At 43.2% G+C, this 21,897-nt stretch carries 25 protein-coding genes and 2 pseudogenes; 12 read left to right on the top strand and 15 right to left on the bottom strand.

The window, feature by feature from the left end; translation table 11 throughout:
• The first annotated feature begins 23 nt into the window (after positions 1-23).
• The 6 genes and pseudogenes from NT010_03340 (at position 24) to NT010_03315 (ending at position 3,096) form a co-directional block, all read left to right on the top strand.
• Entirely contained in the window at positions 24-404 is a 381-nt protein-coding gene (locus tag NT010_03340) for an iron-sulfur cluster assembly scaffold protein (GenBank protein ID MCX5805092.1), read from the top strand.
• Position 405: 1 nt separating this feature from the next.
• The gene (locus NT010_03335; protein ID MCX5805091.1) at positions 406-936 is read left to right on the top strand and encodes a gamma carbonic anhydrase family protein; all 531 of its coding nucleotides are present in this window, start codon (positions 406-408) and stop codon (positions 934-936) included.
• A gap of 66 nt (positions 937-1,002) precedes the next feature.
• Complete coding sequence (locus NT010_03330) at positions 1,003-1,287, top strand: hypothetical protein (GenBank protein ID MCX5805090.1); 285 nt, start codon at positions 1,003-1,005, stop codon at positions 1,285-1,287.
• A 120-nt stretch (positions 1,288-1,407) separates the two neighbouring features.
• A pseudogene (locus NT010_03325) lies at positions 1,408-1,608 on the top strand (DnaJ domain-containing protein).
• A 410-nt stretch (positions 1,609-2,018) separates the two neighbouring features.
• On the top strand, positions 2,019-2,258 hold the full coding sequence (locus NT010_03320) for a hypothetical protein (protein MCX5805089.1): 240 nt from the start codon (positions 2,019-2,021) through the stop codon (positions 2,256-2,258).
• Between the two features lie 61 nt (positions 2,259-2,319).
• Entirely contained in the window at positions 2,320-3,096 is a 777-nt protein-coding gene (locus NT010_03315) for a radical SAM protein (protein ID MCX5805088.1), read from the top strand.
• 6 nt (positions 3,097-3,102) lie between these two features.
• Here NT010_03315 and NT010_03310 read toward each other — a convergent pair whose 3' ends face one another.
• Positions 3,103-3,426 carry a hypothetical protein gene (locus tag NT010_03310; protein ID MCX5805087.1) on the bottom strand — a complete coding sequence of 108 codons (324 nt, stop codon included), beginning with the start codon at positions 3,424-3,426 and terminating at the stop codon, positions 3,103-3,105.
• 196 nt (positions 3,427-3,622) lie between these two features.
• On the opposite strand from NT010_03310, the pseudogene NT010_03305 reads away from it, so the two are divergent.
• From NT010_03305 to NT010_03295, 3 genes and pseudogenes are all read left to right on the top strand, one after another.
• A pseudogene (locus NT010_03305) lies at positions 3,623-3,718 on the top strand (undecaprenyl-diphosphatase).
• Positions 3,719-3,786: 68 nt separating this feature from the next.
• A complete protein-coding gene (locus NT010_03300) occupies positions 3,787-4,695 on the top strand; it encodes an HD-GYP domain-containing protein (GenBank protein ID MCX5805086.1) in 909 nt (302 codons plus the stop codon).
• A gap of 198 nt (positions 4,696-4,893) precedes the next feature.
• On the top strand, positions 4,894-5,664 hold the full coding sequence (locus tag NT010_03295; GenBank protein ID MCX5805085.1) for an undecaprenyl-diphosphate phosphatase: 771 nt from the start codon (positions 4,894-4,896) through the stop codon (positions 5,662-5,664).
• A 94-nt stretch (positions 5,665-5,758) separates the two neighbouring features.
• Here NT010_03295 and NT010_03290 read toward each other — a convergent pair whose 3' ends face one another.
• The 7 genes from NT010_03290 to NT010_03260 all read right to left on the bottom strand — a co-directional run bounded on the left by NT010_03290 (position 5,759) and on the right by NT010_03260 (position 10,506).
• On the bottom strand, positions 5,759-6,367 hold the full coding sequence (locus NT010_03290; GenBank protein ID MCX5805084.1) for a cytochrome b/b6 domain-containing protein: 609 nt from the start codon (positions 6,365-6,367) through the stop codon (positions 5,759-5,761).
• Positions 6,364-8,031, bottom strand: coding sequence for a hypothetical protein (locus NT010_03285; protein ID MCX5805083.1), 1,668 nt, complete (start codon positions 8,029-8,031; stop codon positions 6,364-6,366). Before NT010_03285 ends, NT010_03290 begins: the two co-directional genes overlap by 4 nt.
• 211 nt (positions 8,032-8,242) lie before the next feature.
• Positions 8,243-8,473 (bottom strand): zinc ribbon domain-containing protein, encoded by a 231-nt coding sequence (locus NT010_03280; GenBank protein MCX5805082.1) that lies wholly within the window; start codon positions 8,471-8,473, stop codon positions 8,243-8,245.
• Between the two features lie 29 nt (positions 8,474-8,502).
• Complete coding sequence (locus tag NT010_03275; GenBank protein MCX5805081.1) at positions 8,503-8,877, bottom strand: diguanylate cyclase; 375 nt, start codon at positions 8,875-8,877, stop codon at positions 8,503-8,505.
• 2 nt (positions 8,878-8,879) lie between these two features.
• Complete coding sequence (locus tag NT010_03270) at positions 8,880-9,176, bottom strand: DUF134 domain-containing protein (GenBank protein ID MCX5805080.1); 297 nt, start codon at positions 9,174-9,176, stop codon at positions 8,880-8,882.
• A gap of 115 nt (positions 9,177-9,291) precedes the next feature.
• Positions 9,292-9,981, bottom strand: coding sequence for a DUF1847 domain-containing protein (locus NT010_03265; protein ID MCX5805079.1), 690 nt, complete (start codon positions 9,979-9,981; stop codon positions 9,292-9,294).
• Positions 9,982-10,071: 90 nt separating this feature from the next.
• A complete protein-coding gene (locus NT010_03260) occupies positions 10,072-10,506 on the bottom strand; it encodes a hypothetical protein (protein ID MCX5805078.1) in 435 nt (144 codons plus the stop codon).
• Positions 10,507-10,682: 176 nt separating this feature from the next.
• Between NT010_03260 and NT010_03255 the strand changes: the two genes are divergently transcribed.
• From NT010_03255 to NT010_03245, 3 genes are all read left to right on the top strand, one after another.
• Complete coding sequence (locus NT010_03255) at positions 10,683-11,144, top strand: NAD(P)H-dependent oxidoreductase (GenBank protein ID MCX5805077.1); 462 nt, start codon at positions 10,683-10,685, stop codon at positions 11,142-11,144.
• 69 nt (positions 11,145-11,213) lie between these two features.
• On the top strand, positions 11,214-12,035 hold the full coding sequence (locus NT010_03250; GenBank protein ID MCX5805076.1) for an EFR1 family ferrodoxin: 822 nt from the start codon (positions 11,214-11,216) through the stop codon (positions 12,033-12,035).
• A 277-nt stretch (positions 12,036-12,312) separates the two neighbouring features.
• The gene (locus NT010_03245; GenBank protein MCX5805075.1) at positions 12,313-13,407 is read left to right on the top strand and encodes a hydroxyacid dehydrogenase; all 1,095 of its coding nucleotides are present in this window, start codon (positions 12,313-12,315) and stop codon (positions 13,405-13,407) included.
• Positions 13,408-13,754: 347 nt separating this feature from the next.
• Here the strand turns inward: NT010_03245 and NT010_03240 are convergent, their stop codons facing one another.
• From NT010_03240 to NT010_03210, 7 genes are all read right to left on the bottom strand, one after another.
• Complete coding sequence (locus tag NT010_03240; GenBank protein ID MCX5805074.1) at positions 13,755-13,970, bottom strand: type II toxin-antitoxin system HicB family antitoxin; 216 nt, start codon at positions 13,968-13,970, stop codon at positions 13,755-13,757.
• A 1-nt stretch (position 13,971) separates the two neighbouring features.
• Positions 13,972-14,166 (bottom strand): type II toxin-antitoxin system HicA family toxin, encoded by a 195-nt coding sequence (locus tag NT010_03235; protein MCX5805073.1) that lies wholly within the window; start codon positions 14,164-14,166, stop codon positions 13,972-13,974.
• Between the two features lie 282 nt (positions 14,167-14,448).
• Entirely contained in the window at positions 14,449-14,661 is a 213-nt protein-coding gene (locus tag NT010_03230) for a hypothetical protein (protein ID MCX5805072.1), read from the bottom strand.
• Between the two features lie 489 nt (positions 14,662-15,150).
• Positions 15,151-15,342, bottom strand: a complete 192-nt coding sequence (locus NT010_03225) for a hypothetical protein (GenBank protein ID MCX5805071.1) — start codon at positions 15,340-15,342, stop codon at positions 15,151-15,153.
• Between the two features lie 156 nt (positions 15,343-15,498).
• On the bottom strand, positions 15,499-19,458 hold the full coding sequence (locus tag NT010_03220) for an AAA family ATPase (GenBank protein MCX5805070.1): 3,960 nt from the start codon (positions 19,456-19,458) through the stop codon (positions 15,499-15,501).
• On the bottom strand, positions 19,455-20,732 hold the full coding sequence (locus NT010_03215; GenBank protein MCX5805069.1) for a DNA repair exonuclease: 1,278 nt from the start codon (positions 20,730-20,732) through the stop codon (positions 19,455-19,457). The genes NT010_03220 and NT010_03215 overlap by 4 nt, the downstream gene beginning before the upstream one ends.
• Before the next feature lie 432 nt (positions 20,733-21,164).
• Positions 21,165-21,893, bottom strand: a complete 729-nt coding sequence (locus tag NT010_03210; protein ID MCX5805068.1) for a DUF4197 domain-containing protein — start codon at positions 21,891-21,893, stop codon at positions 21,165-21,167.
• Between the last annotated feature and the right edge of the window lie 4 nt (positions 21,894-21,897).

Here is a 21,897-nt window from a genome sequence, read left to right as displayed (position 1 = left end):
TGCACAGGGGGGAGGTTGCAGAAATGGATGGATACAGCGAAAAGGTGCTCGAGCACTTCAAAAATCCCAGAAATGCCGGCACTATTGAGGATGCAAGCGATGTCGGCGAAATAGGAGATCCTTCATGCGGCGATTTTTTAAGGGTTTTTATTAAAGTATCAAACGATAAGGTAACTGACGTAAAATATCAGATAAAGAGTTGTCCTGCTGCCATAGCGTGTGCCAGTGCAATGTCAGAGATTGTAACAGGTAAAGACCTTGATGATGCAATAATGATCACTGAAGATGACATAGTAAATGCCCTGGACGGATTGCCCGAATCCAAGGTTCATTATTCGGCGTTGGCTATTTCAGCGCTTCGGATGGCAATCATGGACTATTTTAATAAACATGTAAGGAGTTAGAATGCTATACAGATTTGACGGAAAGGAGCCGGTTTTCGGGAACGGTACATATGTAAGTGAAACCGCTTTAATAATAGGAGATGTCAGAATCGGGAATGATTGTTATATAGGACACGGCGTAATCCTCAGAGGGGACTATGGTACTATTGAGATAGGGGACGAAACAGCGGTTGAGGAAGGCGTTGTGGTTCATGCGCCGCCTGATGATGTTTGCTCCATAGGCAAAGGAGTAATTATCGGGCACGGAGCAATTATACACGCAAAGAGAATTGGTGATTATTGCGGGATAGGCATGGGTGCTATTTTAAGCATACGCTCCGAGGTAGGAGACGGCTCCACTGTAGCGGAAGGCACAATAGTGAAACGTGAGCAGAAAATCCCCGGAGCGATAATTGCGGCCGGCAACCCGGCGAAAAAAATCCGGGACATGTCACAAAAAGAAAAGGATTCCTGGACCTGGTCAAGAGGTCTTTACGTAGATCTTGCACATAAATATTGTAAAATCGGTATGGAAAGAATTGATCACATGTAAAAACACACGGTATCTTCAAATTAGAAAAAATGGCTTATAAACAATATATAGCAGAGAGGTAAAGATATGAAAATTCATCTTTCAATAAAGGGAGTGGCCCCACTTTATAAACTTTTAGGTAAAAAAAATGACATTGATTTTACGTTTCCCGGGAATACCTTGCAGGATCTGGTAAATGAGTTAATAAAAAAATTCGGCAATGGTGTAAAGAAGGCCATTTTAGACGATAAAGAAGAGATTGATATGGAACTCCGTGTATCTGTTAATCAAATAGGTTTTTTATCTTACGGTGAAAGGATGAACGCGTCACTGAACGAAAGTGATACAATTTATATTATGGGAGTTGGGTGAGGCTGATACAATGTGATCAGTTGATCACAAAAAAATAAATCTAAATAATAATAACAATCGGGATAAAACAACGGGTTCCCCGTGTGAGTATAATATTGCTATTAGAAGGGATTTTATCCAATGATCCGGAAAGACTATTACTTCATACTTAAGTTAACAAGGGATGCCTCAGCCTCTGAAATAAAAAATGCTTACAGGAAATTGGCGCTCGAATATCATCCTGACCATCACCAGGAAGATCCTGATGCCGAAGAAAAGTTCAAAAAGATAAGTGAAGCCTATTCTGTCCTAGGAGATGTGCAGAAGCGGAAGGAATATGATCTTATGCATAACCCTCACTCCACAACGTCATATGTTTATGATCACTTTGATGAGAGAATGGACCGCAGATATCAACTTATGATGAAATGGAACGAACGCTGCAAGAGATCAGGTCTCTTTACAAAAAACGCGATTCTGAAAGTCATTCCGGGGCAACTCTATGAGTTCATTCTTACTCCTCAGGAAGCCCGGCATGGAACTGAAAGGGTGGTTTTGGTTGTCATTGGCAGAAAACGGCAAGGATACCGCGTTCGAATTCCAGGAGGGGTAAGTCATGGAATACAAATCAAGGCAGCCCTCGGAAGAGATGAAAACAATTATATCTTTATCAGGATAACAATATCAGAATCAGCACAGAGTAACTGCATGTGATGGATTTGCATGTGCAACAGAGATTGCGGCAAGCCTTGGTGAACCGAATCAAATTAGGTAGATCAGCCGCAGGTGTGGCGCTACACCTCATCGGTTTTCAGGTTTTGAAAAACGTTGATTGCCCTTTCTGTCTTGCCTTCAGTACATGCATATTTATCCTTTTCGGCATAAATTATACCTCATTGGATAAGAGGCTTGTGGTGGTTTCTGCAGCAGCACTTCCAGGATTTGCCATATTCTTCGAAGGACAGGTGGCGGCCCGTTATGATCTATCCTGAGGTAACTAATCTATTCGTGTAGTAAGGTCTTTTGCATATTTTATGTCAGGAGGTAGACATTATGGAGAAAAAATTTAAATACATCTATGGACCTGTTCCCTCGTGGAGAGTTGGAAGTTCTCTTGGGATAGACCTGCTGTCACAGGAAGAAAAAATATGCAGTTATGATTGTGTATATTGCCAGTTGGGAAAAACAAAATCCCTTACTGCGACGCGGCAGCTTTATGTTCCGGAGGACATGATTGTAAGAGAATTAGAAATGCTGCCTGCCGATATCACCATAGACTACATCACCCTGTCAGGGAGAGGAGAACCCACTCTGGCAATAAATCTGGGCGATACTATTAATACTATAAGGAAAATTAGAAAAGAGGCTGTCGCAGTTATCACAAATTCATCTCTATTGTATTGGCAGGATGTTCAGAAGGAACTTTCTTCTGCTGATTTTGTTATCGCTAAACTGGATGCCTGTTCACAGGATTCTTTCATGGCTATAAATCAGCCATTTCAAGGGGCAGAATTTGATGTCATTGTTCAAGGGATAAAGGAATTTAGGAAACATTTCCAGGGAAAATTTGCGTTGCAGATTATGTTCATGCATAAAAATATTCAATATGCCGGAGATATTGCAGCGATAGCAAAAGATATCCATCCCGATGAGATACAAATCAATACTCCGTTGAGGCCCTGCGATGTTGAACCGCTTAAGAGGGAGGAGTTATCAAAAATAAAAGACCTTTTTGACGGTCTCAATACTGTTTCTGTCTACGAAAGCCAAAAGAAAATCATTCGGCCCATCAGCGATGATGACACACTGAGAAGGAGGGGTAAGATATAAAGAAAATCATACTGATATTGTTGTGGTGCATACCATAGCAGGCACCTTCGGCCAGCCAGTTCTTGTATGGCTGCCCATAGGGATTTTCTGCTCAAAAAACCAACTGCAGTTCTGCCCTTTAACAATACGTTTCAAAAAATTAAAGTTATTCCAATGGTTGCCTGTGGGCAGTGTAATGCCGGGTTTCAATGCAAGACCCAAACCGTCTTTTTCAAAAAACCTCCACTTTATTTCCAGGGAAATATTTGAGAGTCTGTTTGCATTAAATACAGTCTCGACATTTTCCTTAACCCTTCCCCAAATATAGGGAAATCCTGCAACCAGATCCATGTTTTTAAGGTGACTAAAGGATAAAATATCCGATAAACAACGGTGAGGCAAAAAGCGCCGGTTTATAACACCGGCGCTTTTTTATTGTCGCTTTTTCAAAAGACACCTTAAGTTCGGATAGGTTGTTGGCAGTCCGATACCTATACTTATCTTAATGAAAAATGTGGGTTAAAATATCTTTGACAAGAGAATGCGGATATTGTTCAATATTCCAGTGAAGCTTTTTCAGGTGCTCACATTCGGTATTGTTGAAGGCATGGCAGAGTTTCTGCCCATATCATCAACGGGCCATTTCACGTATAAAGATTGTTTATCCGGTCTTTCACGAACGGAATTTCTTAAGACCCTTAAGGCGTTAAAATGTCAGAAAGTAATTTAAACAGCTTGTTGGATTGCCTGGCAAGGGCTGCAAAGGAAGTCTCAGAAGGGGACTACCGGGCTGCCAGTGAGATCTTCGAGCTGACAAAATCAGAAAGATATCCTGCGGGAATAACAGAACTTGCCGAGGCATTCGGCATGATGATTGTTATGGTAGAGGCGCGCGAGGAAAGGCTTGAACAACTTATAGAAAATCTCAGAAGAAAGAAGCTCATGCTCGAAGAGGCATCAAAATCCCTGCGCGAGGCAAACATAGGGGTGCTCGAGGTTCTGGGAAGTGCCATAGCTAAACGGGACCATGGTACGAGCGACCATAACTATCGCGTTACCCTGTACACGCTTAACATTGCCGAGGAGATCGGACATCCCAAAGCGGAAATGAGAAGCCTCATAAAGGGATCTTTTCTCCACGATATAGGTAAGATCGGCATAAGCGACAATATCCTCCTTAAGGAAGGAAAACTGACCGTCGATGAGTTCAACATCATGAAGTGCCACGTGCAGCACGGCTCGGATATTATCAGTAGTTACCCCTGGCTTATTGACTGTATTGATGTTGTTCTCTACCACCACGAAAAATACAATGGTTCCGGATACATGCTGGGATTAAAGGGCAAGGATATTCCCATAAATGCAAGGATTTTTGCCGTTGCCGATGTTTTCGACGCATTGACAACTGTCCGGCCTTATAAAAAGGCCTTCTCCTATGATGAAGCTATAGACATAATGAAAAAAGATAGAGGATCGCATTTTGATCCGGAAATATTCGACGCATTGTACGGGATGGGCGACGCCATCTATAAAAAGGTTTACCTGTCAGACGAAAACTCCATGCGAAACAGTCTTAGGGCATATATCCATGCTTTGTTCGGGGAAGAACAGGAGGAATAGGTAAGACTGTTAAAGTGCATGGTTAATTCCATTTTCAAATCTAAGATGATATCAAGGCGGCAAGGAAGAGCCGACGTAGGCGTACTCAAATAGTACGTCGAGCGGAGGTAATGACGAAGCCAACGATGATAGCGCTTAGATTTGGAAATGGAATAAAATATCTTTGACAAGAGAAGACAGATGTAGTTCAATAATCCGGTGAATCTGCTTCAGACGCTTATATTCGGTATTGTTGAAGGCGTAACAGAGTTTCTGCCCATATCATCAACAGGTCACCTCATGCTTACAGCCCGTTTACTGGGCCTTTCACAGACAGAATTTCTCAAGACCTTTGAAATAGTTATCCAGTTTGGAGCGATCATGTCGGTTATTGTTCTTTACTGGAAGACCTTGCTTGTCAACTTCGAGGTACTCAAAAGGGTGATAGTAGCTTTTCTTCCCACAGCAGCCCTGGGCCTTCTCTTTTATAAAATCATCAAACACTTTCTAATGGGGAGCAACCAGATAGTCCTCTGGTCGATGTTTATCGGAGGGATATGCCTTATTGTGTTTGAACTTCTCCATAAAGAAAAGGACAATGCGGTAGAAGATATCGGCGCCATTCCCTATCGTACGGCAATTCTGATCGGCCTGTTCCAGTCTATTGCCATGATCCCCGGTGTCTCCCGATCGGCTGCTACAATTGTGGGAGGATTGATACTGAATCTGAGAAGAAAAACAATCGTTGAATTTTCATTTCTCCTGGCTATACCGACCATGCTGGCAGCAACAGCGCTGGATTTGATGAAAAATGCAAGTCAATTTTCAGTGGCGCAGTTAAACTTTTTATCTATCGGTTTTATTCTTTCTTTTGTTTTTGCCCTGTTGAGTGTAAAATTTCTCCTCAATTTCATAAAACATCATACCTTTATCAGCTTCGGCATCTACCGGATAATCCTTGCGTTGTCGTTCTGGCTTTTCATATTATAGATCTTTTCTTCCAGAATCCAAATGTCCCTGAACAAATAGGGGATATGTATTTCTTCATCTTTATGCGCTTAATCATTGTCCATCCAGAAACTAATTACTCTTCCTCATACCCGGTTATCATGCTTTTTATATATGAATTCAGCTTCGACCCCAAGGTTGCCATGTAAATGTGTACGAGAAGATAGAAAATAAAAATATAAGCTGCTGTAATGTGAATTGCATCCAAAATCCGCAATCCTCCCATGGCCTTTATCCAGGAGAAAAAGTAAAGAATATCACTGAACAGAATACCGGTAAAAGTGATAATAGGGACAAAGACAAGCATAACCGAGGAGTAGGCAAGTTTTTGCAAAGAGTTGAATTTGTTTTCAGGCAACGGTTTGAAGGGGTTTTTCTTTCCTCTGAAGATATTAAATAGGTAATAAAGTGCCTGTCCGGGCATATTCTTCATGTCCATAAAAGACACAATGTAATGCTTCTTAATATTGCCGGTAAAAAGATTGTAAAATAACCAGAAGAGAAATGACCCTGCCAGAGCAAAGCCGAAATATTTATGGAGCAGTACAACAATTCTGTAATCATGGAATATTTGAATTGAGGGCGCTCTCATTTGAATGCCCGTCATAATAAGAACAAGGACTATAAAAGCATTAGTCCAATGCCATATTCTTATTGGTAAAGGGTGCAGGTATAATTTACTCATTTCTTTGTCACAATCCTTAAAAAAATGTGAATGGCAATTCCAGACAGAATCAACACAGAAAATACTATGCCAACAAGATCAATTAATTTGAAACCGAGTTCATCTATAAGTTGAGTCCGATCTTCTTGCTTTGCCTTCAAAATGTTGTAAAAATCATTAGCGTGTATCTTTCCTTCCCCTAAAAGGCACATATCGATAAATACTGATGTCGGAAAAGCTGAAAGCACAGGTCCTTTGACAGGGATATGGACGGTTTTTCCTTTTTCAGGAATGGAAAGGAACATGGACTCATAGAATGGAGCTTTTTCAGAATGGCATGTGGCACATACTTTGCTCTTGATATTTTTTTCCGAATAGTCGTGGTAACTTTTTGTAATAATAATAGAGCTGTTTATCGTAACTTCTTTTTGAGACCTTTTCTTTAATTCAATAAAAAAATCTGCCAGTTCTTTACAGAAAACAGTGTCATCTTTATTGCGGTCTATAATCTTGCGTAATTCTGTATTATTACCGAATATTTTTTCAAAATATTCAAATGCCAGAGGCTTGACCCTGCCTTCCTCCCTGACGGCAAAATTAAAAACCATGCTTTTTGTTGAATTGGGACTGTGGCAGGTGGAACACTCGAGGTAATTGAAGTGCAGAACTGTATTAGGCAACCATTTGTGTTTATCAATATAGTTTTTGTGACAGCGGGAGCACACAGCAAGCCTTTTCTGGTTGTTCAATTCTTTATATGTTTTTACACGATGGGGATTATGGCAGTCGATACATCCGGCTGAACCCTTTTTAGCATGAGCGGTGTCTTTATATATCCCATATATGCTGTCATGGCAGGTCACGCAAACACTGTCATTGATGCGTTCCTGAGAGACGTGACAGCCAGAACATTTAATGCCCTTTTTGCCGTGGACAGTGAGCTTGTATTTATCTATAGAAGGCAATTCAGGGATAAATATCTTTGGATCAGAGGAAAATAAAGAGGATTTTCCCCCTTTTATCATTACCCTTGTTTGCTGAAAAAGCCCTTTCTCATTGTGACAGGTATTGCAGGCTACCGGTTTCTTCATGACGGAATGAGAGTCCGCTTTAACCAAATACTGTTTTTTTATTTGATATCTGCCTTTATACTCCTTCTGAAGTATGGCCTGAAGATGGTCCCATTCGATGCGATTCAAAAATCCGTTCATGTCAGGGTCTATTAGTTTTTCTTTTATAATATCTTTCATGCCCATATCTATGTTTACCAGTAACTCAGTTTTTGTTGATTTACCGTGACAGGCAAGACAGCCCAGCGCCTTGAGATGCTTTTCCTTTGATGGCAGCAAATTATGCGATACATTCTTGTGGCATTCAAGGCAACTACGCTCTCCTTCTTTTAAAAAATGAACGTTATGACAACCCTTGCAGGAGAGATTTCTTTTGCTGTGAATAGATTTTGAGTATTCTTGGGTTGTCTGACTATGGCAGGTGTTGCATGAGGGTTTCTTTAACTTATCATCATGGAGTACCGAAGTTATATCATCGTGACATTGGAGACAGGTTATTTTCCCATGGTTGAATTCTTTATGTTTTTCGTGACACCCAAGGCAGTATGTTGTCGAGATTGAACTGTGCAAAGAGACAGGAAAAAGGATCAGGAATATGAATATCAGTAAGTTCATCAATGTTGCAGATCCTAAAAGCACTTTCCAATTAAACGTTTGAAAGCGCTTCTTAAGAAAATAAAAAACTTGAGTCAATTATCTTGCGGCAAAGCCGCAAGATATGCAAGCGAATTCACATTACTCCGAAAGGACCTGGGTTTCTTAGAAACTTTTTTACTAAAACCCCGAAAACCTCTATGGAATATGAACAATTTGCCCTGCTGCTCTTTTATCCTCCGCAACAACTTCCAGGGTTCCCGCAGGAATTCGGTGCGCCGCAACATCCTCCCGGAACACTCGGCATGGAATTCTGGCTTGAATTTGCAGTATTGTGCGCCGATAAGAGTTTCTCAAGATGCTTGCTGTCACAGTGTTTGCAATGCAATTCTTCAGCCTTCCCGAGTACTATGAACTCACTGATTGAACCACAATCTTCGCATTTATATTCATATATTGGCATATTTGCCTCCTGTTAATTGGCGTATCCGCTTAATGGGCGCATCCGCCCTGATGACCGCCGCAGGCATTTAAAACGCTCAGTTCCGGAAGCTTATTCTCTAAAAATAAATCGAGATTATCCTTGACTGTCTCTTTCATCGAACCGTAAACTTTGATTCCTGCTGCATTAAGTCCATTTATGGCGCCTGCGCCTATACCACCGACAACCACTGCATCAACATCCTGTCCTCCGATGGCCATGATCGGATTACATGCCCCGTGGACATGATTTAAGTCTTTGTTGTTAACCGTAACAGCCCCCTGGATTTCTGTATCCACAACAACAAATGCCGGGGCAGAACCAAAATGGTTGTACACTATGCTTTCAATACCCTGATCTTCCTGAACTGCAAAACATACTTTCATTATTAAACCTCCGTTTTTTTATTGACTATTTCTATTTGAAGCGCTTTGCCGTTGATAATGACATCGGCAACTTTACTACGAGCACTGTCAAGGATTCTACCGAACGTTGCTCTGGAGATATTCATCTGTCCTGCTGCTTCCTCATGATAGAGACCTTCAAAATCAGCAAGCCGTATTGCCTCTAATTCATCCATGCTTAACACAACCTCTTCGAGTTGAAAGATCGGTATGCCTTTGGGTTTAAAATAGGAAGAATTAGGAGAACAGTTGATACATCTGTTCTTTTTTGGCCTTGACATGTATCTATTATAAGCATATGCCAATAATATGTCAAGGACTAAGTACTATTTCAAATCTCCAAAGAGTTTTTATGTATTAAAAAATAGAGTTTTAATACTTATATCCGGAATTGAGCTATGATTTTCCCGATTTGACCCAGGAGTAAAAATTACCCATTGTGTAGATTGCTGCCAGAGGGTTATGACCGGTGACCCTGTCTTTTACGGCAAGGACCGTTGTCGGCGCATCGGCATATTTGAAAAAGAGTGAATCGTGTCCCACACAAAGGCCGAGGAGGATGTTGAAGTCTGTTTCGGCCTCATTGGCCACCATGGCCTGGAGAATGGGGTTGCACATGGTCTCATGTTTACCCATCTGGATTTTTTCGTCATCTTTAACTCCAATTTCATCCTTGGAAACACAACCGGCCTTGCAAACAATGGATACAACATCAAATCCATGATGCTCCGGCATCTCGTTTACAAGAGCAGCTTCTTTTGAAAGCCCCATACAGAAAACAAGACCGAGCTTTTTATATGCCATTTTTTCGGCAAATTCTACAATTTCAAGTATTCTTGGTTTTACTGGATGCATAACAAAAGGTTTTTTATCCCTCCCGGCATAGCACTCACCTTCCTGGATAGATGCCTGTCTGGCAAATTCCCGGATATCTTCTTTATCATATTCCTTTCGGGCTTTTTCCAATATTGTACGAGACCCCATTGTCGGGCAGCCCTTTGCACCCTTGCCCTTGGGGCTCATGCAAGCCCGTTCACGGATCGGATGTTCACAGGCTGCACATTGTGATATAAGCTTTTTTTCCATTAAAATCCTCCTCTTCCTTTAATCTGATTTTCGGCTGCTGCTGAAACCCTTTACCCAAACTTGTTATACGAACAGCTTATCCCTCACAGATTATTTAAAAGCCCCGAGTTGGCATGGAGATATCTTGATTTTCATTGTCTCACACACTGCTGCAATCATCCGTTTGGATATTCCGAACCTCTTTGCAAGTTCCCATGATGAAAAACATGAAAGCCGGCCGTTGACAAGGGATGACTTGACGGCTGATTCAATTTCAGGATTCAGTTTATCGGATAACTCAGGAATGCTTTTCTCTTTCCCGTGACCGAAAAGACCAAGCTGGCATCCGCCTATTCGAACTTCAAGCAAGTCAATCGCTGTTCCTACTTCAGCAGGATCCATATTCAGTTCACCCGCTATTTTGTGGGCTTCGGCGCAGGATATTCTCTTTTCAGAAATTTTCTCTTTTATCCGTGCGGCAATCATCTCATTTAATTCCGCGCCAGCTCTTTTTCCCGCATAATGTCCAGCATCTTCGTGTGTCATTGTTTTTTCTCCTTAAATTTTTATTTCAATATTGTGGTCTCTTTTTTGCCCTTATTATAGAATATATATATGATCCGAAATAAATCAACCATGTATCTACATACTATCATCCATTTTTGAGGCCTGTGAATTGCAGCAGTACTTGCATTAAGCTTATAAATCGAATAATATTTTGTATGTCCGATATACTCATTGTATTCCATTCTCAAACAGGCAATACGGAGAAGATGGCTGAAGCTGTTGCGCGGGGTGTTGATGCAGTCGAAAATGCACGAGCTGTTTTCAAACGGGCTTCCGATGCTATAGCCCAGGACCTGAAAAACTGCAAGGCCATTGTAATCTGCTCCCCGGAATATTTCGGCTATATGGCCGGTGCAGTAAAAGATTTCTTTGACAGAACCTATGAGGAGTTAAAAGACGATCCTGAAATATGGAAAAAGCCGTATTGCACAGTTATCAGTGCAGGGAACGACGGAACGTTTGCATTGAGCCATATTGAGCGGATTTGCAAGGGCTATCGTTTCAAAAAGGTGCAGCATCCAATTATATGTAAAGGTCCGGTAACGGAAGATATCCTGGCAAGATGTTTTGAACTCGGCAGCACAATTGCCGAAGGCGTCAATGCCGGGATTTTCTGATAATACCGATAATCCGGGATGTAGAGACACGAATTCCAGACATACCTATTTTGAACAGGAGGAGCTTTAGTGGATATCCAATCAATCACTTGTGTTTATTTTTCACCCACAGGAACAACAAAAGTAATCGTGGAAAACATTGCAAAAGGAATGCAGGCCGGGCTGATAGAAACGGTGGATTTCACAAAACGGTCTCAGAGGAATAAACATGTTTTTGGCAACGAAATTGTCATTCTTGGAGTGCCGGTATATTATGGTCGGGTGCCTGAGGAAGTAACGGCCTGTCTTTCAGCATTTACTGCGAAACAAACGCCTGTAGTACTTGTTGTTGTTTATGGGAATCGCGCTTTTGACGATGCCCTGAAAGAGCTGTACGATATCGCAGCAGCGCGAGGGTTTATCCCCGTTGCAGGAGGTACCTTCATAGGAGAGCATTCATATTCTTCTTCCGCTTACCCGATAGCACAGGGAAGACCTGATGAAAGCGACCTTGAAAAAGCGCGCGCATTCGGCGGCATTATAAGGGAAAAATTGCTTCATCTTGAATCTCCGGAAAAAGCAAATCTTATTACTGTGCCTGGGAATTTTCCCTATGTTGAAATGAAGACATTGAATCTTATTAAGGAAGCACGAAAAACAACATCATTTGCACCGCATACAGATACAAACCTTTGCACCTGCTGTGGAAAATGCGCCGAAGTCTGCCCCACAGGGGCTGTTGCACCAGAAGAACCCTATGCTACAGACAAATGGCAGTGCATAATATGCCATGCCTGTGTCAAAAACTGCCTCCCTGGGGCAAGACAGATGAAAAATGAAAGCTTTGACGCTAAAGTTAAGTGGCTCTATGATATGTGTCAGTCAAGAAAAGAACCGGAATGGTATCTTTAGTCAGTTTCCGTCCGGAAAGGGTCCTTTTCCGCCCCGGCGGCGTCAATCTGCGGTCTTTCTTGTGCGGCATACATGTTGTACACCTCCGCGCAACCCCTTGCTTTTCTTGCTGGAACAAAAAATTCCTCCTTTCCTATCCGGAAACTCAGGATGGAAATTAATTATATTTCAGTTGAAAAAACTGTGTATTTACGGCAAACTAATAAGCCAATGTTCATATAGGATTATGGAATTATTGGGAAGATAGAGAACAATTTCATAAAAGGCAGGAGTAGAAATGAAAGAGATGAAGAATTCACCGTCGGCAGGAACAAAGTATCACATTATGCACTTTGAAGCATTAGGCCCGGAAGCAGTATATCTCGAAGAGGAAACGTTAAAGGCAAAAGAGCTGGGTGAAATTCCGGCAGATCACACATTCATTATCACTCCGAGCAACCTTCAGGAATATCTCAAGGAAAATCCCGGAACTGTTCTGCCTGATATAATAACTACAAAAACACATTCAATCCTGCCGGAGCCATACCTGAAGGAACGTAAAAAAAACATCATAACGAGGAGTGCAGGGTATGACCATTTTGAACATCTCGCAGAAAAAGCAAACATAGCCTCTCTTCGCGAATATTGCGTAAATGCAGTAGCGCAGACAGCAATGAAATTCCTCTACGCAGCAGCAGGCGAAATGAACCATTATGAAAAAAACATAGAGACCTTTGAAAGGAAGAATTCAAATGCCTTTATGGAACTTGACAAAGAGCGGATTCTCACTGTTTTTGGCGTCGGCAAAATCGGGAAAAGGACTTATGAACTTGCTGAAGCAAACGGGTTGACCGTGCAAGGGGTGGATATAAGACAGGAAGAATTGCATAATATTTACGGCAAGGCAGTGAAATTTGTCTCCAGGGAAGAGGCAATAGAATCAAGTGACATAATTATCAATGCCATGAATCTTACAAAAAACAAAGATAGCCGGTTTTATAATGTAGGGTATTTTTCCCGTGAATACCTTTCAAAGGCTAATAAAAATCTCATATTTATCAATGTAACACGGGGAGAGATAGCCCCGGAAGCAGTTTTGCTGGAGCTATATGAGTCCGGAAAAATAACAGGTTTGGGCCTGGATGTCTTCACAAACGAATCCGAGTTTGCACGATTGCTTCTTGGCGACGCGGTAAAAGGTACAGATCTTCTGGCAGCTCAAAAACTTGTTAACATGTCGTTAGAGCGAAAGGCAAACATTTATGTGCAGCCTCACCAGGGTTTCAACTCCGACCTTGCGGCAAAAACCAAGGCAGTTGAAGCGATAAAACATGTTATATCATGGTATAAAAACAAGGGGAAGAGCTTCGACGACCAATTGCCGTACTATTGATATCAACTCGTTTCATCGATATAACTTCGTTACCTCGTCGTCACACGTCCGCTATTCCCGGGGCTCACGTCGCCCCCTCCATCAGCCAAGCTGCCGGAGCCTCCGCTTCTCGCTCACTGTGTGAGCTAAATAAGTCCTTGTACACCTGTTCCTGTCCTTGCTTGGCGGGAGTCTGTCCTCCCGCAGAGAGCGGTGGTTTCTCCTCGTTGCCTCGTTCTATCTATAAATCCGAATTGATACGAGAGTCTTCTCCGGGTTTCTCCGGCGGTTTACTCATTACTGAATTGAACTGCTCTATGATGTTTGATACCGGGATAGCTTCTGTATTACTGATGGCATTACGCTGTTCAGTACCCAACAGCCACATATTCTGCATATGAATGGGATTCCGGTATGGGCAGGTTGTCTTCAAGCATACCCTGTACATGCATTTCAACTGCCTCATGCATGTTTTTTTCTGCCTCATCGAATGTAGTACCTGTGGCTATGCAACCCGGAAGATCAGGCGAATACGAAGAGTAGTTACTGCCCGCCTTTTCAATAACAATCAGAAAACGACGCATCCTACTTCACCTCCTTAATGTTTGCCTGTTTCTTGACACTGTTTAATGTGCCCGGTGAGATATCATCATTCATATGACCTGCTATGGTAACCCGCCCCGGCTTTTGAACATGTTTATACTGACGGTGACTCCCTTTTGTTGTAACCAGATACCACCCATCGTCTTCTATCAGCTTTATAATATCACGGATTTTCATGATAATCTATTGTCCTGTTCTAAAGACTTTTGTTTAATTTGAATTTTAGCTTTTTCAACCATCCTTGCGTTGAAAAGTCTAACTCTGTGAAATAAAAAATACAAATGTTTTATAATATTTATGCTACCAAATAATTTTAAAACAGCTTAACCTTTCTGAGCGAACAACTAAAACCTCTACCCTCCCCCGCTTTTGTCGGAGATTATAACATTGGTCGAGGATATAATATTCAAAACAGCGGGCTGCTCTATAACAAATCGACCCCGTAAGGGGCGTATGCCCCTAATGCCTTACATTCCATTGTGCATCATAGACGGTGTTTCCGCAAACCCACCCCCTTACATCGCCTTCTTTGTCCAGGATAGAGCCGTTTTCGGTAATCCGGTAGGCGTCAAATCCAAAAATATCGCGAGCTGTAATCACAGGGGCCTGCAAGTCAGTTGCAGAAACAAGGAAAAACAGGATAAATAACATGTAAAAAATGACCTTATACATACGTCCTCCCAGCACTACAATTTGGTATTGTCAAAAGTTACCATCATATTGTTTTGTTTATGGAGCATTTATTAGCTCTTTTCTCCTGGTCGGTCAGTGGCATGATTGGAATATTCATCTTCGGCGCTCTGCTTCACCTTGCGATCCCCCGACGCAATTATTGCCCCCTCTCCCTTTTTCCCTCCCCCTTGGAGGGGGGAGGGTTTGGGTGGGGGTGAAACACAATTGATGGCTTCTGGCCTGCAAGTCTCTCAGCCCATCCGAATCTGAAACATCCCTGCCATGCCGCTGACCACCCAAGCCTGATTCACATACACGTTTATGTTAATCAGGCGGAAATGAAGAAGGATTTCTTCATTTCACATACTTCCTGTTACCTCCCCCTTATTATGACTTGTAAGGGTTTATCTTTACTCAACCTTCTTATCAATCTTTCATTCAACTTTTGACAATGCCCTACAATCTATCTTTTGTTATGCATAAAACCTGTTATATTCCCGGTGAACCAAAAAGCTTGCTATTACTGTCAGCCGATGAGATGCACATGTACTCAAAATCCTCTTCTCCGATGATTTCATATTCATCATCTTTTTTAATACACGCTTCCTGTAATGCATCCTTCAGGTTAAATGCGTCAACAATCCTGCATATGTCGTGTACCATGAATGCATATAGCGGCATGATATTCACCTCTTTCATGTTGCTGGTCTTGAAACATAAATGATTCTATCAAATGAGAGTGACAACAGTATGACAGTGAGAAAAACAATTTTAAATTTTTGATTTTAAATTTTGAATTAAAATAGAGATAATAATTGAAGGACTTTACGAATGATTTTATGCTGGTGTTATAATTCCATCCTGTAAGGTGTAAACCGGTATGTTTCCGTTGTATTCCCTGAAAATGCCCAATGTTTCCGGGTGGCAGGTAAAGAACAACACCTGATGTGTTTCAGAGAGCTTGAGTATGGTTTTTGCGGTTTGTCGCGCACGTCCGGGGTCGAAGTTCACCAGTATATCGTCCATAATCACGGGCAGTTTTTCCCCGTTGACTGTGAAATTTGAGATATAGCCGAATCTTATGGCAAGATATAATTGTTCGGCAGTGCCCCGGCTGAGTTCTTCAGGCTGCTTACGCCGTCCATCACGCATTATGACATCTATGGCATCTTCCCCGATGGGGGCGATGATTTTTTCATATTGTCCGCCGGTAATGGTTTGGAAAAACGCACCGGCATCATGAATTACCTTAGGCTGCTGCTCCTGTTCAAATTGTCTCCTTGCCTCGCCGAGGAGAAACCTGGCAATGGCATAGCATGCCCAATCCCTGGAAAGAAGACGTATCTCTTCCAACAGGCCCTCTTCTTCCGTTCTCAGACGGGATATATCGTCTGCTGAGGCCAGACGGGATATTTCCTGGGTCAGGTCGGCCTTTTCCTGGCGGCAGTGATTGAGTCTTATTTCCACAGACTCGAGTTTTTCGGAAAGCGAAGCATGAGTGGTATTGAGAAAGGTATTGTCCAGGGTTTTCAGCTTTTCTTTAAGCGCTGTGATATCATCTTCCCCTGAAATGACCTTCAAAGCCCGTTCTTCCTGGCTGATCCTGTTTAACAAATCTGTCCTCTTTGCGAAAAAACTGCCCCTTGTCCTGAACTCCTCCTGATCCTGGCTGTTGCCGGCCTTTAAGAGCGTCTCGATCTCCTTTTCAAGGCCTGCAATCTTTTCATTGGAAAGGATAATCTTTGCCTCAATATCGGGTATCTTCCGGGAAAGCTCTTCTTTCCTTGCCCGGTTTGTCTTTGTTTCATCAAGGTCTTCCCCGAGTTTGTCAATCGCAGTTATTAAGGACTGTATTTCAGGCATTGCCTCGCCAAGTTTTTCAAAGACTGTCCTTGCCAGGCTCAGATATGTCTCTATTGAGTCCTTCTTATCCCCGATCTGTGCAGTCAGTTCGGCCTTTTCATGTATTAACCGTATGCACTCGTCTATTTTCTGGAATGCCTCGATAGCAATAGCAGGGGATAACTCCCGGTCAAAACCATGCCCCCCAAGCCAATCCTGCCAGGATGCATGAGCATTTTCCCCGTTGATTGCAACCTCTCCGAGGCGGTCTGCTGCCTCCTGCAATGCACTTTCTATCTCTTTGGTTCTGGCTTTCTTTTCTTCCAGTATCTCTTCGGATAATCTTCTTTCATGGCGTTCTTTTTCTATTTTACGATTTTCTTCCAGGAAAAGATCAACACCTGAAAGTAATTCCACAAGGCCCTTTCCTATCAAGTCTGTAAGAGAAGGGATGTTTTTTGTAAAGGACAGGTATGCGTCCTTAGTTTCTTCCATCAGAGAAATTCTCTTTTTTATTTCATTTATATGTTTGATCCGGGTCTTGACGGTCTCGATCTTTGTAAAGATAAGATTGACTATTCCGGGTAATAAGCCCGGCTGGAGTCCAAGCTCAATCAGGTACTTTTCCCAGTCATCTTTAGCCTTTTGCAAGTTTGATTCACTGTCATCAACGGACTTTGCCTGTATTTCTGTTGATTGCTCCATTTGCAGGACATGGTTTTTGAGGGATTGCGCCTCATCGAAAAGCCTTTTTTTGTTATCGGCAATGCGGATGCCCTCGTCTATGCCGATTTCAAGGCTGTCTATATTGCCGGGCTTAATCGGAATATCCACGCCAAGTCCATCAGCCAGTCCGATAAGTTTTTCAGAAAGTCCGGTATATTGTTCCTTTATTCCAAGAAGTTGTATATCAATGGCAGATACCTGCTGTTCAATCTCTGAAAGATGCGCCTGCTTTTGGGCGGTCAGTAGCGCTTGTTTACGGAGGGTATTGCGATACACAAAAAAGATCATCATGCCAATAACAACAAGTATACCGCCTGCAACTACGCCCATTGTCCAGGCATTGAGGGCAGCGAGTATGCCAAAGACTGCCAGGCCCAGTATGGTTGCAGCAAAGGTGGTAAGTTTAAGCAAATTGAGTGAATGCCCGTTCTCAACCGGGCCCTGACGAGTCATTTCCTGGTTTTTATCTGACAGGCGTTCTTCAAGATGCCTCATTTCCGCAGCAAGACGATCCTGCTCAAAGACGCAGCTTTTCAATGTCCGCAGCGTTGCTTTCTTCCCTGCCAGTTCATCCCTGGATGCTGCAGGTGTATGTTCCATGTTTTCCAGTTCACGGGCCTTTGCATCATATTGTTCGCGGGCGTTTTTCAGTTCAATATGCATCGATTCGAGCCTTGTTCGAGCCTGGGTGCAGTCCTGTGCGGCTTTTGCCAGTGTGGATTCATGTGATTGGACCTTCTGTTGCGCAGAGATAGAACAGTCAAAATCGAGTATGTTTGCCTCAGTCCATTCGGGCGATATTTCCTTTACGGCTTCAACAAGTTCACCCCTTGCTTCTTCCAGTTCTCTCAGCCTTTGCGGCAGATCCATTGCAATTGAAGCAAACTGATCCCTGCCTTGCTGCAGGGCAAGGATGGTCTTTTCATCCGCTTCGACAGGCATATCAAGATAACGCTCAACATCTTTTTGCGACTGTACCTGCGCAGCAAGGGCTGTTTCGTGTTCCTCCTGTTTTGACTTGACAAGACGTTGAGCTTCTTCCCTGTTGGACCTCATAGTTTCCAGGGATTTCTGCTGTTTCAGGATTGCCTCCCGTGTAAACAATGACCTGTCCACCTTCAAAATCCGTTCTTCAGTCCAGTCTTTTCCAAGAATGTTGAGGATGTCGAAAATATCCTTTTTTATGAGTTCGAGCTTCTCGCTCATAACCGGCATGTTTTCTTTTGCAAAAACGTAACCTTCCTTTTTATCAAGAAGGGTTTTTATCGCTGTTGTTTCTCCGAGTATCTTTTCATTGACATGTATGGCCTTAATCTCTCTTGCCAGATTGTCCCGGTCTGAAACAAATTCACTAAGGATCTCCTTCTCCCTGGAAAGCTTTTCAAGCTCACGGTCCAGTCTTTCAACACCGTTTTCAGGGAAACTCTCCACTACCAGCTGGAGTCCAGCCAGTTCTCTTTGGTGATCCTCTAAGGAAATCCAGTTATCCCAGAGCTTCAGGTATGTCTCTATCAGGAGCTTTTCCTTATTGACAGACCTATGTTCTTCCTGCAGCATTTCAATTTCATGTAACTTTTTTTCGAGCGCTTCCGAGGCTGCATCGTATAGCTCAATGCCTGTGCGTGCTTGCCGCAGACTTGTCCTCACAGCTTCAAGCGCAAAGAGTTTCTGGTTTATCTGAGGGTTTCTGCCTCCAGGTTTGAATAAGTCTCCCATTTTTGTTTCTATTCCTGTTATTGCCTTCGGTAATGAAAGCATGGCTGTACCAATGCCTGCACTGTAAAGAACATTTTTCACTGATTCATTGTCCAGGGTGTCAATGGTCTGAAGCTCGTTTAAACTGAAGGCATAAATATTTTTGAAGAGTTCACGTGTAGTATTACCGAGTATTTGATGTAATTCCTCTTCGGTGCCTTTTCGCCCGTCAGCATACGTAACGGTTACTGAGCCCCCTTTTTTGCCGGACCTGCGTTCAATCACAGCCTCCCCGTAGAGGCCTCCGGCAACGGTAATACTTCCCCCCTGCCGTCCTCCGGCAAGGGCCGGGAAATTGTTCTCTTTTGTGCGATTGTCACGAAATCCGAAAAGAATATCCCTGATAAATGAAAGACAGGTTGATTTGCCTGTTTCATTGTCTCCGACAAAGAGCGTAAGCCCCGGCAACAGGTTTCCTACCGTAATATTATGAAAAATACCGAAGCCGTCTATAAAGAAACGAACGATCCTCACTCGTTGCCCTCCAGCATATTCACGCAAAGAAGGGCAGCCCTCTCAATTATCCTGTTCATTTCATCCTGAGATAGTTCCTGCAGCGCCTTTTGAATATGACGGTTTTCAAAAAGGTCTGAAAGGACCGGTTTAAGCAATTCATTGATCCCGGTAGCCGGATCATTGATCTCCTCTGCTATTTTCACTACCTGACTGAGAAAATCCCCGCGTTGTTTTATTTTCTCCAGGTCTGTCTCAGGACGGCAGTTTGCTTCTATTTCCTGTATCCATACAAAGGGGTCTTCAGAGGCAAAGGCTTCCCTGGTACGATCAAGCAGGTCAAGTATGGCGTGCTCCTTTTGAAGCTCATTATACAGCGGGCTGCTTCCTTCAATATCCACTCTTAAGACAACAGCCCTGGTATTGGCACAGCTCTCTATAAGTTCCTGGATATTTTTTGATATTGCCCTTTCCAACTGGTCAACGGTATTCATACCATCTATGCTCACAGTAGTGCGAAGCCATCTGGCTGTATCGAGAGGACAGAATTGAATATCTGTTACAGACCGGTTTTCCACATTAATAAGATAACAGCCTCTTTCACCCTGCTCGCGGATGTTGCGCCCCTGTGTGTTGCCGGCATATACCACGTAAGGGTCAGTATAGAGAACCGCTTTTTCATGCACATGCCCCAGTGCCCAATAATCCATGCCGAGGCTCGTCAGGTCGGACAGCTCGCATGGCGCATAAGGGTCGTGTCCCGTATTTGAACCTACATTACAATGGAGAAGTCCGATGTGAAAAATACCCGGGTCCTCCTTGCCGAATTTCCTTGTGAGATTTTGTGTTTCATTGCTTTTTGTGTGGCTGATGCCTGAGATGAGGGCTATGGGAATGTCATTTTGCCCGTTCACTGTCTTTGATTCTACTTTATTGCCGTTAAAGATGTGAACCGTATCCGGCCATTCTATTGTAGAGGATTGGCTGTTTATGGGATCGTGGTTGCCGTGGACCACAAAGGCATGGATGTTATGTTCCGACAACCGGGCTAGGCCGTCGCGGAATTTTAACTGAGCCCGGAGACTTCTGTCTGCGCCGTCATATACATCTCCTGCAACCAGCAGGAATTGGACTTGTTTTTGAATACAAAGGTCTATCAGGGCATTGAATGCATCAAAGGTTGCCGAGCGCAAGGCATTGCCCATGGATTTAGCGTCAGTTGTAATTCCCTTGAACGGGCTGTCAAGATGTAAATCTGCAGCATGGATAAAGCTGAAGGAATTGTATTTTTTCATTTTACCGGGGCTAACGTCGCCCCCTCTCCTTTCCGTATGCACGAAGGATGTACGCTCACTTATGTTCGCTTGGACGTCCGCTTGCGCTGGGACGCAAGTAAATGCATTTACGTCCTGCGTCCGAAGGAGTATAGCGACTGAACGTCCTTCGGCCCTCGGGTAAATAGGAGCCTCCCGCACCCGCAAGCGGGTACCCGGCCCACCGTGTGAGCTATTTAACGCACTGACGCTTACATTTACCGGGGCTAACGTCGCCCCCTCTCCTTTCCGTATGCACGAAGGATGCCCGCTCACTTATGTTCGCTTGGACGTCCGCTTGCGCTGGGACGCAAGTAAATGCATTTACGTCCTGCGTCCGAAGGAGTATAGCGACTGAACGTCCTTCGTCCCTCGGGTAAGCGGTCGCCCCCTCCACCAGCAAAGCTCGACCCACTATTTTCCAAATACCTTTTTAAGCAGGTCTGTAACCTGCGCAGCAGGATCGGTTCGGATCTTCTTTTCCTCCTGACCAACCATATAGAAGAGCCCCTCAAGGGACTTATCCGTTACATACCGGTCAAGATCAAGGGATTCCATTTTGCCGAAGGGGACAGCAGAAGTATATTTTCCGGTCATCTCTTTATATGAGCGAGTGACGCCCACCTCGTTCATGCTTTTTGAGACAATGGGCTTAAAGGCTTCCTGGAGTTTGTTAATGGTTTTTGATTTAAAATATTCTGTTGCAGCAGTATCGCTGCCGCTGAGAATTTTTTTAGCATCCTCAAAGGTCATTGCCTTAATTGCGTCGACAAAGTATGCTTTTGCTTTGGGGGCAGCCTTTTCCGCAGCACGGTTCATGCTTAACACGAAATTATCCACCTGTTTCTGGTAACCCAGTTTTCCCAGTATATTTGCGGCATCCTGAATCTTATCAGGCATCAATATCTTAATTACCTGATTTTTAAAATACCCGTCGATTTTAGAGGTCGAAGTCACTGCATTGCCTGTGCCGATGGAAAGCGCCTCCTTGAGGCCTGATACAATTGTATTGTCATCCTTGTCGCCGCCGATGCTGCCTGTAGGGAGCTTCACACCTTTCATCAGGTCATCAAGTGTTCCTGCATGGACAATAAATGTTATTATTATTAAAGAAAAGACGGACAGTAAAAATATCTTTTTCATGTAT

The sequence above is a fragment of the Pseudomonadota bacterium genome (genome assembly GCA_026388275.1).
Taxonomy (GTDB): Bacteria; Desulfobacterota; Syntrophorhabdia; order Syntrophorhabdales; family Syntrophorhabdaceae; genus JAPLKB01.
This window is presented reverse-complemented; position numbering and strand designations above follow the sequence as displayed.